Annotated in this window: 17 protein-coding genes and 1 other annotated feature; of the genes, 5 read left to right on the top strand and 12 right to left on the bottom strand. The window is 39.8% G+C overall.

The genetic code is table 11. From position 1 onward, the window contains the following. Positions 1 to 155 precede the first annotated feature (155 nt). A complete protein-coding gene (gene cysK, locus MMB69_RS00315; protein ID WP_221784710.1) occupies positions 156 to 1,088 on the top strand; it encodes a cysteine synthase A in 933 nt (310 codons plus the stop codon). A gap of 31 nt (positions 1,089 to 1,119) precedes the next feature. Here cysK and pepV read toward each other — a convergent pair whose 3' ends face one another. Next, complete coding sequence (gene pepV, locus MMB69_RS00310) at positions 1,120 to 2,523, bottom strand: dipeptidase PepV (protein WP_277447004.1); 1,404 nt, start codon at positions 2,521 to 2,523, stop codon at positions 1,120 to 1,122. A 408-nt stretch (positions 2,524 to 2,931) separates the two neighbouring features. On the opposite strand from pepV, the gene MMB69_RS00305 reads away from it, so the two are divergent. Further along, positions 2,932 to 3,153: a DeoR family transcriptional regulator gene (locus MMB69_RS00305; RefSeq protein WP_013059517.1), complete on the top strand. Its 222-nt coding sequence runs from the start codon at positions 2,932 to 2,934 to the stop codon at positions 3,151 to 3,153. A 222-nt stretch (positions 3,154 to 3,375) separates the two neighbouring features. On the opposite strand, the gene MMB69_RS00300 is transcribed toward MMB69_RS00305, so the two are convergent. Together MMB69_RS00300 and MMB69_RS00295 are read right to left on the bottom strand one after the other, a co-directional pair. Further along, entirely contained in the window at positions 3,376 to 4,092 is a 717-nt protein-coding gene (locus MMB69_RS00300; protein ID WP_221784712.1) for a pseudouridine synthase, read from the bottom strand. 50 nt (positions 4,093 to 4,142) lie between these two features. After that, on the bottom strand, positions 4,143 to 5,786 hold the full coding sequence (locus MMB69_RS00295; RefSeq protein ID WP_014457980.1) for a putative polysaccharide biosynthesis protein: 1,644 nt from the start codon (positions 5,784 to 5,786) through the stop codon (positions 4,143 to 4,145). 211 nt (positions 5,787 to 5,997) lie between these two features. Between MMB69_RS00295 and MMB69_RS00290 the strand changes: the two genes are divergently transcribed. Continuing rightward, entirely contained in the window at positions 5,998 to 7,269 is a 1,272-nt protein-coding gene (locus MMB69_RS00290) for a BaiN/RdsA family NAD(P)/FAD-dependent oxidoreductase (protein ID WP_221784713.1), read from the top strand. Between the two features lie 4 nt (positions 7,270 to 7,273). Here the strand turns inward: MMB69_RS00290 and MMB69_RS00285 are convergent, their stop codons facing one another. The 8 genes from MMB69_RS00285 to MMB69_RS00250 form a co-directional block, all read right to left on the bottom strand. Beyond that, complete coding sequence (locus MMB69_RS00285; protein WP_013059521.1) at positions 7,274 to 7,453, bottom strand: sporulation protein Cse60; 180 nt, start codon at positions 7,451 to 7,453, stop codon at positions 7,274 to 7,276. 211 nt (positions 7,454 to 7,664) lie between these two features. After that, positions 7,665 to 7,976 (bottom strand): rhodanese-like domain-containing protein, encoded by a 312-nt coding sequence (locus tag MMB69_RS00280; protein WP_014457977.1) that lies wholly within the window; start codon positions 7,974 to 7,976, stop codon positions 7,665 to 7,667. Between the two features lie 239 nt (positions 7,977 to 8,215). Beyond that, positions 8,216 to 10,630 carry a leucine--tRNA ligase gene (gene leuS, locus MMB69_RS00275; protein WP_221784714.1) on the bottom strand — a complete coding sequence of 805 codons (2,415 nt, stop codon included), beginning with the start codon at positions 10,628 to 10,630 and terminating at the stop codon, positions 8,216 to 8,218. A gap of 64 nt (positions 10,631 to 10,694) precedes the next feature. Beyond that, positions 10,695 to 10,913, bottom strand: a binding site (T-box leader). 243 nt (positions 10,914 to 11,156) lie between these two features. Further along, entirely contained in the window at positions 11,157 to 11,348 is a 192-nt protein-coding gene (locus MMB69_RS00270; protein WP_221784756.1) for a hypothetical protein, read from the bottom strand. Positions 11,349 to 11,412: 64 nt separating this feature from the next. Beyond that, entirely contained in the window at positions 11,413 to 12,735 is a 1,323-nt protein-coding gene (locus MMB69_RS00265; RefSeq protein ID WP_014457974.1) for a GntP family permease, read from the bottom strand. Positions 12,736 to 12,891: 156 nt separating this feature from the next. Then, positions 12,892 to 14,079 carry an MDR family MFS transporter gene (locus MMB69_RS00260; RefSeq protein WP_029319939.1) on the bottom strand — a complete coding sequence of 396 codons (1,188 nt, stop codon included), beginning with the start codon at positions 14,077 to 14,079 and terminating at the stop codon, positions 12,892 to 12,894. A gap of 158 nt (positions 14,080 to 14,237) precedes the next feature. Further along, positions 14,238 to 14,393, bottom strand: a complete 156-nt coding sequence (locus tag MMB69_RS00255) for a hypothetical protein (RefSeq protein WP_013059527.1) — start codon at positions 14,391 to 14,393, stop codon at positions 14,238 to 14,240. A gap of 12 nt (positions 14,394 to 14,405) precedes the next feature. Beyond that, positions 14,406 to 14,669: a YtzC family protein gene (locus MMB69_RS00250; protein WP_013059528.1), complete on the bottom strand. Its 264-nt coding sequence runs from the start codon at positions 14,667 to 14,669 to the stop codon at positions 14,406 to 14,408. A 169-nt stretch (positions 14,670 to 14,838) separates the two neighbouring features. Between MMB69_RS00250 and mnmL the strand changes: the two genes are divergently transcribed. Beyond that, the gene (gene mnmL, locus MMB69_RS00245) at positions 14,839 to 15,801 is read left to right on the top strand and encodes a tRNA modification radical SAM protein MnmL/YtqA (protein WP_221784715.1); all 963 of its coding nucleotides are present in this window, start codon (positions 14,839 to 14,841) and stop codon (positions 15,799 to 15,801) included. Beyond that, positions 15,798 to 16,367, top strand: a complete 570-nt coding sequence (mnmM, locus tag MMB69_RS00240; protein ID WP_221784716.1) for a tRNA 5-(aminomethyl)-2-thiouridylate-methyltransferase MnmM — start codon at positions 15,798 to 15,800, stop codon at positions 16,365 to 16,367. The genes mnmL and mnmM overlap by 4 nt, the downstream gene beginning before the upstream one ends. Before the next feature lie 12 nt (positions 16,368 to 16,379). On the opposite strand, the gene MMB69_RS00235 is transcribed toward mnmM, so the two are convergent. Then, positions 16,380 to 17,438 (bottom strand): tetraprenyl-beta-curcumene synthase family protein, encoded by a 1,059-nt coding sequence (locus tag MMB69_RS00235; RefSeq protein WP_057233135.1) that lies wholly within the window; start codon positions 17,436 to 17,438, stop codon positions 16,380 to 16,382. Positions 17,439 to 17,451 lie beyond the last annotated feature (13 nt).

Below are 17,451 nucleotides of genomic sequence, written 5' to 3'. Positions count from 1 at the left end.
ATTGGTTATGTTCAAAAAGAGCTAGATCTATTTTAAAGGTTTTTCCGGATAAAATAGAGAGGTTTTTCTGAAAATTTGTCATGTGCTTAAAAAATAAGAATTTGTGTTATCATAGAAATAATACAGAGAATTTTTATAAGAAAAGGATGAGAAAAATGAAAGTTGTTAACAATATGGCTGATTTGATTGGCGAGACACCTCTTGTTAAGTTGAATCGTCTTCAACCTGCAGATGGAGCATCCGTTTACTTAAAACTAGAGTTTTTTAATCCAAGTCGTAGTGTAAAAGACCGTGCTGCTTTTAATATGATCGTGGAAGCTGAAAAAGCAGGCTTGCTCAATGAAAATTCTACTATTATTGAACCAACGAGCGGAAATACAGGTATTGGCTTAGCTATGAATGCAGCGGCAAGAGGTTATCGTTCTATTTTAGTCATGCCAGATACCATGACTCAAGAACGAATTAACTTGTTAAAAGCATATGGTGCTGAAGTTGTTCTAACACCGGGTGATGAGAAAATGCCTGGAGCAATTCGCAAGGCAGAAGAGCTTACAAAAGAAATTCCAAATGCATTTATGCCCATGCAGTTTGAAAATAATGCAAACCCTGACGCTCATCGAAAAACGACTGCTAAGGAAATTATCGAGGCAATGAACGAGTTAGGCAAAGACCTATCTGCTTTTGTTGCTACTGCTGGAACAGGCGGAACGATTACAGGAACTGGTGAAGTCCTAAGAGAAAACTACCCAAATATGACCGTTCATGTTGTGGAACCAGCTGGGTCTCCTGTATTATCTGGAGGAAGACCTGGTAAGCACAAGCTTGTAGGAACAAGCCCTGGATTTATCCCTGATACGCTTAATGTGGATGTTTACGACGAAATTTTAAAAATTAATGATGAACAAGCCTACGATATTACGCGACGCTTGGCTTCTGAAGAAGGAATTTTAGTCGGTCCTTCATCTGGCGCTGCGTGCTATGCTGCTATCGAGGTAGCCAAAAAATTATCTCCTGATCAAGTGGTCGTATGTATCGCTTGCGATACAGGTGAACGTTATTTATCAAGCGACCTGTTCTCATTTGAATAATAAAAAAGCGAACGCAAAGGCGTTCGCTTTTTTATTTAGCTAATTCGTAAATAGCCTGTGCATAGATAGCTGTTGCGCGAAGTAAATCTTCAATTACCATGTACTCGTCTTTTTCGTGCGCTACTTCTTCACGGCCTGGGAAAAGAGGGCCAAATGCCACGCCTGCTTCTAATGCTCTGGCATATGTTCCTCCTCCAATTGAAATGAGTGTAGGTTCTTCATTTGTTTGTTCTTGGTAAACCTTTTGAAGCGTTTGAATAAGCTCATGTTTTTGATCGACGTGATGTGGTTTAGAATCTGTAAAATGTGTGATGGTCATTTGATAAGATTCACTTTTTTCTTTAATCGTATCAATAATATCGTCAATATGAGCTGATACAGGATAGCGAATATTTAAACCAAAGTGCCCCGCTTCTTCTTGATTGTAAGACATGATTCCAACATTTATCGTTAAATCACCCGTGACCTCATCTTTGCGATTTAAGCCCATTTTTTCGCCTAGTGCATCTTGGACTAAATACGCATTTGCATAACCTACAAACTGATTAGCTTGTTCATCAAGTTCTAATGTGTGTAAAAAGCGAAGAAGTGTAAGTCCAGCATTTTTCCCTTTATCAGGCACACTGCCATGTGCTGAAACGCCTTCTAAAGTAAGTGTGTATACATCGCTCTTTTCTGTTATTGAACCTTTTAAAGACTGATCTTTTAAAAATTGATCATATTTATTTTTAATATCCGTTTCAATATGGAATTCAAGAACAGCTGTTGCAAGATCAGGAACCATATTGTAGCGTCGCCCAGAGACAAATGATGTAAGCTGAACGCTTCCCTTTGTTCCTTCAATTGGCTGCTGGCGAATTTCTACGTCTGTAATGCCTTTTTCAGCAAAAATGATAGGAAAATCCGCATCGGGCGCAAACCCCATAGTTGGCATCTCTTCATGGTTGAAGTAGTGGTCCACACATCTCCAGTCACTTTCTTCATCCGTTCCAATGATCATTCGAACCCGTTTAGATAGAGGAAGCCCTAAATCTTTCACAATTTTCATCGCATAATAAGCAGCCATCGTCGGGCCTTTGTCATCGATTGCTCCTCTAGCAAAAATTTTCCCGTCTTTTATTTCACCGCCGTATGGATCAACCGACCACCCGTCTCCTTCAGGAACGACGTCTACGTGACACAAAATGCCAAGAAGGTCTTTTCCTTCTCCCGCTTCAATATGACCTGCATATCCGTCTACGTTCTTGACGGAAAACCCGTCATTTTTTCCTTTGTTTAAAAGAAAGTGAAGCGCTTGAGCAACTCCAGGTCCGAATGGCTCTTCTTTTTTTTCTGTGCTTGTCAAAACACTTTTAATTTGCAAAAAACGCTGCGTCTCAGCTAGAATTTCAGCTTCTCTTTTTTGCACTTCCTCTTTCCAATTAATTGCCGTCATCTGTTTGTCTCCTTTTCCTGCTTTTACAGATTGTATCTATCATTACTATTGGTAATTTTAACTTTATCATACCTTTATATAGAAAGAAATAATTGTCTCTTTCCTTTCATATCAAAGGTTTACAGAGTCAAAATTCCGGGAAATAATTTGTAGGCACAATCGATAAAAACGGATTCTATTTGTTTATTGTTTACATATACTATAAAAAATGTGCAAATAGAGGAAGGAGATGTTACGAAAGGATTACATATTTATATCATTTTTTGTAAATATTGTGTTAATTTGCGTTTTCTCTTTTATTTTTCTGTCGATTTTGTGTACAATAAGGATAAGGACTGAAATAGTGCTTGACATCTCAGAGTTATAAAGAAGTTGTGCCTTACGAAAAACGAATAAGGAAGTGGTTTTTTGAAACCTTCAACTAATCGAATGCTAACTCGTATCAAATCGGTCTATATGTTCATTTGTAAAAATGGAACAGTTACAACGCAAGAGCTCGTAGACGAATTTGGTATTACACCAAGAACCATTCAGCGTGACTTGAATGTGTTAGCATATAATGATTTAGTTCGCAGCCCAAGTCGCGGTACATGGACGACTACGCAAAAGAAGGTCAAGATGTCATCCTAGTAAGTTTATTTCAAGGGTAGTAAGTGATTTATATATAGAGATAAAATTCTACGCAGTAGAAAGTCAAGACTTGGACGAGTGCATAGTCCCCCGCTCCATTTGCACGTCAAGCAGAGTTGGTACTCGTTTAAGTGCTTTAACGTGAAATGTTTCACTTGTCTAATAAAGTGGACAAAAAAAGGAACCATTTTAGACTTAGGTTCCTTTTTCTTTCGCCTCTTCTTAGGCATTTGATTTTTGTAATAAAGCTAGTTCTTCTTCCGTTAACTCCCTGTATTCTCCTAAATCTAACGACTCGTCTAATAGCAAAGCTCCCATAGATAAACGTTTTAAATACGTTACTTTTTTTCCTCTTGCTTCAAACATACGCTTCACTTGATGAAATTTCCCTTCAACGATCGTTAATTCAATTTCTGATTCCACACCGCTTGTTAGTACCTTTAACTCTGCTGATTTTGTTACGTATCCATCATCAAGAGTGACACCCTGTCTAAATGCTTCAGCATCTTCTTCAGTCACCGGTGCATTAATTTTTGCAAAATACGTTTTAGGAACGTGCTTTTTAGGAGATAGCAGCTGATGTGCAAGCTGACCGTCATTTGTCAGCAGCAAGAGCCCTTCTGTATCTTTATCTAAACGCCCTACCGGAAATGGATTATACACAGCATCGTCAAGTTCAAGTAAGTCCAAAACTGTTTCATGAAGAGAATCTTCCGTCGCTGATATGACACCTTGCGGCTTATGCAGCATAAAGTAAACAAATTCTCGGTAAGAAACGGCTTCGCCATGCACAGTTATTTCTTGTTCATCTGGATTAACATGTACCTTAGCATCTTTAACCGCTGTACCGTCTACCTTAACAGCTCCAGTCTTTAAAAGACCTTTAACTTCTTTTCGGCTTCCGTACCCAATGGTAGAAAGCAATTTATCCAAACGCATGTAATATCCTCCTTTTTTTGAAAAGAAGATGACTCTAACGAGTCATCTTCTTATGCACTGCGCTGTTTATTTCGGCGCAGTATCTTTCGTTCAATTGCACCTGTTACCCTCGCTCCCATTACTTTTTCAAGCAGGCTTGAACGATAGGTAATAATAAAGTAAATAAGGCCGCCTACTGCTGCTCCTATAATCGTAATAACAGTGGCAGAGAATCGTCCTGGCTCTGTAAACAGACCAATCACTGCTGCGACAATTTTTACGCTGATTCCCATAATCGCAACAAAAATGAGAATAAGCACAGAGCGTTTTATAAACTCACTGTAGTTGTATTTTGCGTGTTTTTGAATAAGCGCAAACATATAAACAAGAGATACGATATAGCCTAGTGCTGTCGCTAAAACTGAACCAATCTCGTGGAACATAAGAATAAATGGAACGTTCACGACAATTTTCACAATCAATCCAAATAATAGACTTAAAACAGCATATTTTTGTTTGTTGATTCCTTGTAAAATAGCTCCATTAACCGTGAAAAATGAGAACAATAAGGCTACTGGTGCATAGTAAAGCAAGACATTTCCACCCGCATCCGATGCATCTGTTCCAAAGAAAAACGTATACGCTGGGCCAGCCAAAGCCATTAATCCTACAGATGCTGGCAGCACAAGAAACATAATCGTTTGATATGTTTGATCAATTTGCTTTTGCAGTACGTTATAATCTTTATTCACAAAGGAACGTGTAATCGTTGGTACAAGAGTCAAACCGAACGCAGTAGCTAATGAAACAGGAATCATCACAAGCTTTGGAACATAAGACTGAACAATTCCGTTCATTGACTCTGCTATTTCTTTTTGTCCAGCCGCTACCATCGCACGGTTAAATGTGAATTGATCCACATACTGATAAAGCGGAATAGCTAAGCTGACAAAGACATATGGCAATGAATACGTAAGCAGCTCTTTAAAGATGGATACGGTAGAAATACGCGTCGGCGTTACCGTCTGCTCATTCACCATTTTATCGAGATGTGGCTTTCGTTTTTTCCAGTACCAAATTAATACGGCCAGTCCAGCAAGAGCTCCTACAAAAGCCCCCATCGTAGCAAATCCAACGGCTAGTGCAAGACTTCCATGGACAACTTTGATGACGATATAGGTAGATGCCAATAAAAAGACAACCCGCACAAGCTGTTCAACTACCTGTGAAACGGCTGTTGGCCCCATAGACTGGTGACCTTGGAAAAATCCCCGCATTAAACTCATCATCGGTACTACAATTAACGCAACACTAACCATTCGCATAACCATTACTACATCTTCTAAGGAGTTATTTAAATCAGAACCTCCCAGTGTAATTCTAGACATAACAGGAGCTAACGAATATAAAAGTAAAAATGCAAGTATTCCTGTGACAAGCATTAATTTCATGCCGGCCCGGTACATTCTTCTACTCGTATAGTAATCACCGAGTGCATTATATTTTGATACAAATTTCGATACGGCCATTGGCATACCGGCTGTAGCAATACTTAAATAAATAGCATATTGGTTATATCCGTAACCAAACAGTGCTCCCCCTACGGTTCCAACAAGGATCGCAAATGGAAATAAATAAATCATTCCCAAGATTCGGGATACATAGGTGCCAAGCGTCAGCACAAAGGTCCCTCTTAACAATTTTGAATCAGACATACGTTTGCCTCCGATACTTAATGTTACATACTGATAATAATGATAGAATTGAAAAGAAGCAAGTGACAGTATACACTAAGAAAGGTCTTATACTCACTCGCACTCGTCAACAAACTAAAAAAACAAAGACTATAGCCCATTTTATCCAATGTTGAGAGATTTGTCAGTGAACAAACTAAAATTTTTTAAGAATAGACAGGTTGGTGAAAGTATGATATATGATGTAGTCGTAATCGGAGGAGGACCTTCTGGTTTGATGGCATCGATTGCAGCTGGTGAGTCAGGTGCAAACGTATTATTAATTGATAAAGGCAATAAACTTGGACGAAAGCTGGCCATTTCTGGAGGCGGACGCTGTAACGTAACAAACCGCCTTCCGATTGATGAACTTATTAAACACATTCCAGGAAACGGACGCTTTTTATACAGTGCGTTTTCTGTTTTTAATAACGAAGATATCATCTCTTATTTTGAAGGCCTTGGAATTAAATTAAAAGAAGAAGATCACGGGCGTATGTTTCCGGTCAGCAATAAAGCGCAATCTGTTGTTGATGCATTAATTAGCGAACTTCACCGTCTTCGTGTGACAATTCGCACAAACACAGCCGTTAAACGCGTAAACTATGAGAATAACACGGTGAAAGAAGTAGTGCTTCAAAATGGAGAAGCAATCCAAACGAAAAGCGTTGTGATTGCAGTAGGCGGAAAATCAGTGCCTCATACGGGTTCAACAGGAGACGGCTATCAATGGGCAAAAGATGCAGGTCATAAAATTACGGAGCTTTATCCCACAGAAGTTCCTATTACATCTAGCGAACACTTTATTAAAACCAAGACGCTTCAAGGTCTATCGCTTCGCAGTGTAGGACTAAGCGTGCTTAATAAAAAAGGCAAGCCTGTCATTACTCATCAAATGGATATGATTTTCACTCACTTTGGCATCTCTGGCCCTGCCGCTCTTCGCTGCAGCCAATATGTTGTTAAAGAGTTAAAGAAACAAAAAAGCAACACTGTTCAAATGTCTCTTGATTTATTTCCTAGCCAAAACGAAGAAGATATTTTCCAAAAATTAGCCGAAATGACAAAAGAAGAGCCGAAAAAAGCGATTAAAAATGTCTTAAAAGGTTTTGTATCTGAACGCTATCTATTATTTTTACTTGAGCAAGCAGACATTGATAGCCAAGCTCTAGCGGGACAGCTTCAGCATGAGAAACTGAGAGAGTTCTCGAGAATGTGCAAACGATTTGAATTTGCTGTAAACGGCACGCTTTCTCTAGAAAAAGCATTCGTCACGGGAGGCGGCGTATCCGTTAAAGAAATTCACCCAAAGGAAATGTCTTCGAAATTTATGCAAGGTCTTTACTTCTGCGGGGAAATTCTTGATATCCACGGATATACTGGAGGATACAATATCACTTCTGCCCTTGTAACAGGCCGTTTGGCTGGCAGTAATGCAGGAGAATTTGCAACAAGCCTAGCATAATATGCTAGGCTTTATACATAACCATGGCTGAAAAACAGTACACCTGCTCATCACGATCAACATCCACTGTCACTTGATACTTAATATCAACGACGTCTTCATCCTCTAATTTCCGTAAAAATCGATTCACCGCAAATTCTAAATCTTTTTCATGCTCTTTATCAAACATTTTCACTTGTATCACAGCTTCTACCACCTTGTCCTATCAAATTTGCTTCAATCAGAATGGACTGCTTCTCTCAATGATGGCTTTCGTACTGATTTTCAACTTCTTCCTACCTCTATTTTTATGAAGACTTTTATAGATTTAGTCATCATTTGTTTTGCTACTATCATTTTAGTCGGATGGTAGAAGTTTAATTCAAAAAAAAAGCGCCTGTCAAAGGCGCTTTTTCTTATTTATTAACCGTTTTTCCTTCCCACTCTAACATACCGCCAACCATATTTGTTACTTTATAACCTTGTTCTTGAAGGTAGTAACATACGTTTTCACTACGGCGTCCAGAACGGCAAATGAAAATATATTCTTTGTCTTTATCGAAATAATCCACATTAGTTGGAATATCATTCATGCGAATGTGTTTAGCAGTTGGAATCATTCCTTCTGCTACTTCCTCATCTTCGCGCACATCAACTAAATGAAGCTCTTCTCCATTTTCAACGCGTTTTTGAAGCTCTTCAGGCGTAATCACTTTTACTTCTTCCATCTTCGTCATTCCTCTCTATTCTTTCATTCAGCTTGCTATCGCTATTGTAGCAAATTCAAATACCTTTATGCCACTAAATAAGAAAAGCTTAAGCAGCAGCCTACCTAAGCTTTTCCAATCGTAGTTAAAGGTTTAACTAAGGGCCTGATGTCAACCCTGAAAGGGGGACATCAGACGCTTAGGTCTAGAACAGACCCCCTGACTTCTCTTTAGTCAGGGGGTCTGTTCTACATCAATACTTAATTAGCTACGATGTTTACTAATTTACCAGGCACAGCAATCACTTTGCGCACTGTCTTACCTTCAATGAACTCTTGAACATCTTCATTAGCCATTGCAATATCTTGAAGCTCTTCACGAGATGCTTCAGCAGGTACGTTTAATTTTGCACGTACTTTACCGTTAATTTGAACGACAATTTCCACTTCATCATCTACAAGTTTCGCTTCATCAAACGCAGGCCAAGCCTCATATGAAATTGTATCTTCGTGACCTAGTTTGCTCCATAATTCCTCAGTCGTATGAGGACAAATTGGTGCTAATAGCTTCACAAATCCTTCTACGTATTGCTTTGGCAGCACGTCAACTTTGTATGCGTCGTTGATGAATACCATAAGTTGAGAGATACCTGTATTAAAACGAAGGCCTTCGTAATCTTCCGTTACTTTTTTCACCGTTTGGTGATATACGCGTTCGAGTGTAGTGTCATTGCTTTCTTGAACCTTGCTGCTTAATTCACCGTTATCGTCAACAAGTAAGCGCCATACACGATCTAAGAAACGGCGTGCACCATCAAGCCCTTTTGTTGACCAAGCAATTGATGCATCTAAAGGTCCCATGAACATTTCGTAAAGGCGAAGCGTATCTGCACCGTGGCTTTCTACGATTTCGTCTGGATTTACAACGTTACCTTTTGACTTACTCATTTTTTCATTGTTTTCTCCAAGAATCATACCTTGGTTAAACAGTTTTTGGAACGGCTCTTTTGTTGGAACTACGCCGATATCATATAAAAACTTATGCCAGAAACGAGCATACAATAGATGAAGAACAGCGTGTTCAGCTCCACCTATATAAATATCAACCGGCAACCATTCTTTTAATTTGTCTGCATCTGCTAACGCTTCACTGTTTGTCGGATCAATGTAGCGTAAGTAATACCAGCAGCTGCCTGCCCATTGAGGCATTGTATTTGTTTCGCGGCGCCCTTTTTTGCCCGTTTCCGGATCTACAACGTTCACCCAGTCATCAATGTTTGCTAATGGAGATTCACCTGTACCTGACGGCTTGATTTCAGTTGTTTTTGGTAAAACAAGCGGAAGCTGATCTTCAGGAACTGCAGTTGTTGTGCCATCTTCCCAATGAATAACAGGAATCGGTTCACCCCAGTAGCGCTGACGGCTGAATAACCAGTCACGCAGACGGTATGTTACTTGTTTTTCACCTTTTTCATTTGCTTGAAGCCACTGAATCATATTTGAAATTGCTTCTTCTTTATCTAGACCATTTAAGAATTCTGAATTAACGTGCTCGCCGTCGCCTGTATAAGCTTCTTTCGAAACGTCTCCACCCGCTACTACTTCTTTAATCGGCAGTTCAAATTTAACAGCAAACTCATAATCACGCTCATCATGAGCGGGAACAGCCATAATTGCACCTGTACCATAGCTCATTAGAACATAGTCAGCAATCCAAATTGGCATTCTCTCGCCGTTTACAGGGTTAATTGCATAAGCACCGGTAAATACGCCTGTTTTGTCTTTAGCTAAGTCTGTACGTTCTAAATCGCTTTTGCTTTTAATTTGATCTAAATACGCTTCTACCGCTTCTTTTTGTTCGGCTGTCGTAATTTTATCCACAAACGGATGTTCAGGTGCTAAAACGGCATACGTTGCCCCAAATAGCGTATCAGGACGCGTTGTGAACACAGTAAATGTTTCGTCATATCCATCAATTGTGAAGTGAACGTGAGCTCCTTCAGAGCGTCCGATCCAGTTTCGCTGCATTTCTTTAATACTTTCTGGCCAATCAAGATCATCTAAATCTTCTAGTAAACGATCTGCATAAGCTGTGATTTTAAGCATCCACTGCTTCATTGGACGACGCTCAACCGGATGCCCACCGCGCTCACTTTTGCCGTCAATAACTTCTTCGTTTGCAAGTACTGTTCCCAACGCAGGACACCAGTTAACAGCTACTTCATCCACATAAGCTAAGCCTTTTTTATATAGCTGTAAGAAAATCCACTGCGTCCATTTATAGTAGTTAGGATCAGTTGTATTAATTTCACGCTCCCAATCGTAAGAGAAACCTAGCGATTTGATTTGACGACGGAAATTATTAATGTTAAGTTCAGTGAACTCAGCCGGATCGTTTCCTGTATCTAATGCATACTGCTCAGCAGGTAGTCCGAATGCATCCCATCCCATTGGATGAAGTACATTGTATCCTTGCATACGCTTCATACGAGATAAAATGTCCGTTGCTGTATAACCTTCTGGATGCCCAACGTGTAAACCCGCCCCAGATGGATAAGGGAACATATCTAATGCGTAAAACTTACGCTTTCCTTCATCTTCTGTTGTTCTAAATGTTTTATTTTCTTCCCAAACTTTTTGCCATTTTTGTTCGATCTTTTCATGATTAAAAGCCATACATAATCCTCCTTGTACGCTCCAGCTGTATTTAATTAAACTAAAAAACCCCTCATCCCTCAAACAAAGGGACGAGAGGTTGAATAAACTTCCCGCGGTACCACCCAAATTAGCACAATTATGTACTCACTCATTTTCCTTAACGCGGATAGACGGTAAATGTTACTTTCCTTCACATTTACAACTCCAAGGTGAGTTCATGAACGCTCGTTTGCTGACTCGCACCACCCGTCAGCTCTCTTAGCTCGCTTCGTTCATTACTATTCCTTATCATAGTTTTTACATCATACTACCTTGTATTGTAAATAATATGTTCGTAAACTGCAAGTTGTTCAACGGATTTTGTAAAAGTTTCTGCACTGCAGCACTGCTTTGTTGCTAAATCTTCTCTTTCATTCTTATATATGAACAACTTCTCCCAAAAACATACATCCACGGCCAAACAAAAAAGACAGTGAGACATAACTAAATCAATCCAATTTAAAGACGAACAAATAGGATAAATGCGCTAGTATGAATCTCTTGGTTACACCGCTGTTGATTTCCGTGCAAGACTTCTCTTTCCGCGGGCAGCCAATGAGCCTCCTCGTTGCATACACTCATGCGGGGTCTCACCTATTTCAGGAGTCTTTGTCTTGCCCTCCACTCCACTGCTCGAAGCACCTAAACAAATGAAACCTACGTTCACCATAAACATAAAAAAATCCGAACGATTCATCGTTCGGATCTTCCTTCACCTAAAATACTTTTATTCCAGTCTCTACTTTCTTTAGCGGCTATTATTAAATGCCAAATCCAAAAGAAAACAGGATAATCGCAAGTACAAGACCAACAAGCGGAACAATTACCGTCATAGCTGCAACTGATCCATACGCATCTTTATGAGTTTCTCCGCAAATAGAATTAATTGTGGTGACGACATAACCATTATGAGGCAATGAATCTAATACTCCAGAGGAAATAGCTACTACGCGATGGAGAGCTTCTGGATTTACACCAGCATCTAGATAGTGAGGGGCTAAAATTGGCAGTGCAATCGCCTGACCTCCTGAAGCCGAACCTGTCATCCCCGCGATAACACTCACCGCAATAGCTCCCCCAATTAACGGACTTCCTGGAATATGCGTCATGGCATCTACAGCTACTCCAAACGCGGGAACAGCCTTAGCAACCCCTCCAAAACCTACTACAGCGGCTGTATTCCCAATCGCAATTAACGCACCCAAGGTTCCTTCTGAAGCTGCATTCCAAAATCCTTTAAAATGCTTTCGGTTCACAATATAAGTGACAATGATACCACTTAAAAGTGCGACAATCAACGCAGATTGCTGAAGTGGCTTATGAAGTGCAAAAGAAATAATGAGCACGACCACAAGGGGAAGCAAACTTAATAACGGATTAGGAAGAGACTGATTTTCCGTTACTGCTGGATCTTTCTCGCGTGATACAAAACGCTCTCCATTTTTAACTGCTTTTGAAATCAAGCGCTTTAACCACCAGTAGCCGAATACAGCCATCACTACCGCTACAACTAAACTAACTTCCCATCCTGCATACGGACTAGTCTTCAAATATTCAATTGGAATCCAGTTTTGGATTTCAGGCGATCCAGCCGAGGTCATCGTAAACGTAACGGAACCGAATGCTAAAGCAGCAGGGATAAATCGCCTCGGCAAATCAGCCTGTTTGAATAAGCTTAAAGCCATTGGATAGACAGAGAATGCTACTACAAACAGACTGACTCCTCCGTATGTTAAGACCGCACAGGCAAGTACAATCGCCAACACTGCTCTTTTCATTCCTAGTTTACTGACAATCCAGCGAGAAACACTATCAGCGGCCCCGCTGTCTTCCATTACTTTTCCAAAGACGGCGCCCAATAGAAACATTAAATACCAAGAAGCAATAAATCCTGTGAAACCAGACATGTAATTTCCAACAAAATTTGCTTCTCCTTCTTTCACCAGCTGTGGAAATAAAGGCATTCCGCTTGTTAACGCAACAACTAAAGCACTGAGCGGACCTGCTATAAATAAATTCATGCCTCTCATCGTTAGTACAATGAGCAGCAATAACCCTCCAATTAATCCAATCATACTAAGCATGTTTAGCCCCCCATGAAGTCATATAATTAGAAAACGCTTACATATTTACAGGTATATACTCCTTTCTTTGCTTGTCACAACCCTTACTATATTATTAAAGGAATACCGAAGACATTCCTACGTTTATTCAGCAGTCAAAAATAAAACCACCTCTATTTATTTAGAGATGGTTAGTGAACGCTGACGTTTTTCTTTTAATTTATAATCGTATATCCATGTTGTACACATGCTGAATAGCAATAGCCCAATTAATAAATAGCACAGCGTAGACATATTAAACGCATCGAAAATAACGCCTCCAAAGAGAGGACCAATCATTTTACCTGCAGTAGCCATGCTGTTAACTACGCCTTGATAAAATCCCTCTTTTCCAGATGGAGCCAACTGACTTGCAACAGCTGGAATGGCTGGCCAAACGAACATTTCTCCAATTGTTAACACAACCATTGCTGTTAAGAACTGCGGAAATGTTGTAGCATTCACCACGATAACAAAAGAAGCCACAAAAATAACCGTTCCAATTAGGACCTGTACTTTTAACGTTTTTGCTACTTTTTGAATGATGGGTACGATCAAAGGCTGACCGACTACAATTAAAATCCCGTTAATCGTCCAAAGCAAACTGTAGCTAGAAAGAGGTATATTCAGCTCACGCGTATGCGTAGCAATCGTTGTTTGCCACTGAACATACGCAACCCAGCATAAGACATACCCCGTACATAAAATAAGAAGAGCAGTCAGCTTCGTTTTATGCCCAATGCTTCCTGCTTCATTAAGGACATTCGTTTGTCCAACGGTAACCGAAATATGACGATATGAAAAAATAGCAATAAGCAGAAAAATAACGTACAAAATTGTATTAGCTAAGAAAATATACGTAAATGAATAAGACGCTACAATGCCCCCTACCGCGGCGCCAATAGCTACTCCTGCATTTTGAGCAACGTACATCGCATTAAATGCTTTTCTTCCGCCTTGTGGCCAAACGGACCCTGCCATTGCATACATAGATGGAAACACAATACCAGATCCAAACCCTACAACAACCAAGAGAACAACGTATGTAGGCCAACCATGGAAAAACACGAGTCCCACTAATGCAATAAGAGTAATAATAATTCCTGATAAAATGGATTTATATCCTCCTATTTTGTCAAAAAGCGTTCCTCCAAGCAAATTTCCTACTACGCTTGCAGCAGAATTCAGCATAAGAACCACTCCTGCGACGGATAATGACTTTCCTAAATGTTCATTTATATAAATTGTATTGAGAGGCCATAAAAATGAAGCTCCCGTTACGTTTACAAGCATACCAATAATCAAAAACCAAAGTGATTTGGGCATTGATCTCCCCCCTATCTATTCGAATGCCAACGTACATTCTAGTCTTTTCTTAAAGGGTTCGCAATGCTTTTACATATAGACAATTTATTTGAAATTCGCTGACTATTTAAAAAGGTGATTTCACATGACAATATCATGCAAAATCACCTTTTTACCGCTTACTTTTGCTTCGAACGAACCGGCTGGGCACGCTTGCTGTTTCGTGCTTTTAATTCTTTTACCGGATCAAAATCTTTTCCTAGCTCAATGTCATTACTGTTGATCCCGTTTTTTGTTTTTTGTTCCGGATTATTTTGATTTGAACGCGTTGCCATAAAATCCTCTCCTTAATGCTGAGTTGTGATCAATTTATTTTGCAGCTGCTGAACTTGCAGGCGCATGCGATATAGCTGCTCTCTTTGCTGTGCATTTGCACTGTGAGAAAACTCTTCAATTTCTTTATAAGCATTTTCTAATTTTTCCTGTGCTTTTGTATATTCAGTGTCGTTATAATGTTCTTGCTTCATGCCTTCCTGCAACTGACCTTGTCCAAAGCGAATAGCATCTTCACACTGTTGCATAAGTTGATCCACTGCTTGACGAGTTGTCATTCTCTATTCCTCCTATTCGTTCATTTCTGTCTTATTTTGCGCAACTTTACTTCCCTTTACGACAAGAAGAACCTGTTAAATATAAGCATCCTTAAATTTGTTTGGCACTTTTTCACGTTTTTGATACAATTTGTTGATGTATATTGCATGTAAAAAGGAGGTTGCTGATTTGAATCAGACAAACCCATTTCCGTATAAATCTGAAAACAAACGTTATCATACCTGGAATTACCACTTACGTAACCACTTTGGCCATAAGGTATTTAAAGTAGCCTTAGATGGAGGATTTGATTGTCCAAACAGAGACGGCACGGTAGCTCACGGCGGCTGTACGTTTTGCAGTGCTGCCGGTTCGGGGGATTTTGCCGGAAACAGAGCGGATGACCTTGTGACACAATTTAATGAAATCCGTGAAAAAATGCATCATAAATGGAAAGACGGAAAATACGTTGCTTACTTTCAAGCATTTACTAATACTCATGCTCCTGTCGAGGAGCTTCGTGAAAAATATGAAGCTGTCTTAAAGCTTCCCGGAGTTGTTGGGCTTTCTATCGCCACGCGCCCTGACTGTCTCCCCGACGATGTGGTGGAGTACTTGTCTGAATTAAATGAACGAACTTATCTATGGGTAGAGCTTGGACTGCAAACTGTTCATGAACGAACTTCACTGCTTATCAACCGGGCACACGATCATCAATGCTATGTAGATGGCGTAGCAAATCTTCGAAAACACGGTATCCGCGTTTGTTCTCATATCATTGATGGCTTGCCTTTAGAAACACCTAATATGATGATGGAAACGGTACGAGAAGTAGCAAAATTAGACGTTCAAGGAATTAAGATTCATCTGCTTCATTTGCTAAAAGGAACTCCTATGGTCAAACAGTATGAAAAGGGCCTTGTTGAATTTCTTTCATTTGAAGAATACGTAAAACTTGTATGCGATCAGCTTGAAGTAATTCCTCCTGAGATGATTGTTCATCGTATTACAGGCGATGGACCGATAGACCTCATGGTTGGACCGATGTGGAGCGTGAATAAGTGGAGCGTGTTAAATGCCATTGATCAAGAGCTCGAACGTCGCCAAAGCTATCAAGGAAAATATTACGAAAAAGAGTTGATGGAAAGATGAAAATAGAACGTATCCTGCCTTTTGCCCGCACGTTGCTCACTAATGCTGTGGCGGAAGGAGATGTCGCGATTGATGCTACAGCAGGAAATGGACATGATACATTATTCTTAGCTAACTTAGTCGGAGATACAGGTCATGTATATGGATTTGACATTCAGCCCCAAGCCATTCAAGCAACTCAGCAGCGATTGACAGAACATCATGTAGAAAAACGAGTCACGCTTATCCAAGAAAGCCATAGCAATATAAACATGCTTCCCCACTCTATTAATGGACGAGTCACAGGAGCTGTCTTTAATTTAGGTTATTTACCAGGTGGAGATAAAGACATCGTCACCACTTCTGAAACAACAATCTCTGCAATTGAGCAGTTACTTGATTTGCTAGCACCTGAAGGAGTGATTGTGCTCGTTATTTATCACGGACACGAACAGGGGAAACAAGAAAGAGACGATTTACTAACGTATGTCCAGAATCTTGATCAAAAAGACGTTCACGTTTTACAATATCGTTTCATGAATCAGCAAAACAACCCTCCCTTCATCATTGCTATTGAAAAAAGATAAGCCGCATATGGCTTATCTTTTTAACATTCGGTACAAGCGTCCGTTGATATAGAAAAAGTAGCTGAGAGCTCCCCCCGCTTTTATTAACCTACGTGCATTCACATGAACATGTTTTTGTGCCCTCACTTTTTGATCCGACAAATAAACGCCCAAGAGTCCTTTATAGATAAAGCAGTGAAAGTGATAATCCGGCAGTTTTTTAGCATATTCGTCCGCTTTTACGACAAAATGCAAAAAGCGATCCATCATTTGCTGATAATGAGGATAATAAAAACAAAAGTTCAAATCTCCTCCTGCTTTATCTTCTTCTTGGTCAATTAAATAATCGAGTAAAATATGTAAGCCTTGAATATAAGGAAAATATCCTGCTTTTATTTTCTGCGTCATTTCTTCGGTCATCTCTTCTTGAAAGCTATAAGCAACTAAACAAAAAATTCCTAACGTTGAACCAGAGCACGCTGAAAATTCATACCACTCCATTTCAGGAACACTGTGCCGGTGAGCATCGAACCAATTCTCTAATCGTGGAACTCTTTCCTTGATTTCAACATGCTTATGTATTTGCAAATCACAATAATAATTAGCTAGTTCTAATAAATGTGAAGAGACTATATGGTAATTACAAGCTTTTCGCAAGGACTGCTGACAAGTCTGGACAAGTCCGGCTAAGTATCCTCCGTCGTCTTTATCCGTTCGAAAACGATAGTAATCCCCAAGAGGTGCATGAGGGGTCAACGCATCTGGCATCGATTCATGTAAGGCGGCAAAATCTTTAGGATCAAGCGAGTTGCTGCGGTCACATAAGTTATCTAAGTAATCGCTGATTGTTTGATAGGCAACAATAAATTTCACGCATTCAATCATGTTTTCTTTCGCTAAAATCGATAGGATACCGCCTCCTTCACAATGAAAAGTTTTTGTATCGATACTTGCCAATGCTTGAGTACGCAATTCTTTATTAGGAATCTCTTTTGCTCGTTCGCGCCAATGATTAAGCTCATGATGAACGACAGGAAACACTTCTCGATAAATTTTTCTCATTAAGGAAATAGGATGAGACGGAATCTTCATTTATTTTCACCTC

This window comes from Priestia sp. P5, from assembly GCF_029522155.1.
GTDB classification, from domain to species: domain Bacteria; phylum Bacillota; class Bacilli; order Bacillales; family Bacillaceae_H; genus Priestia; species Priestia megaterium_E.
Note: the sequence above shows the minus strand (reverse complement) of the source record. Positions and strands in the feature narration are given on the sequence as shown.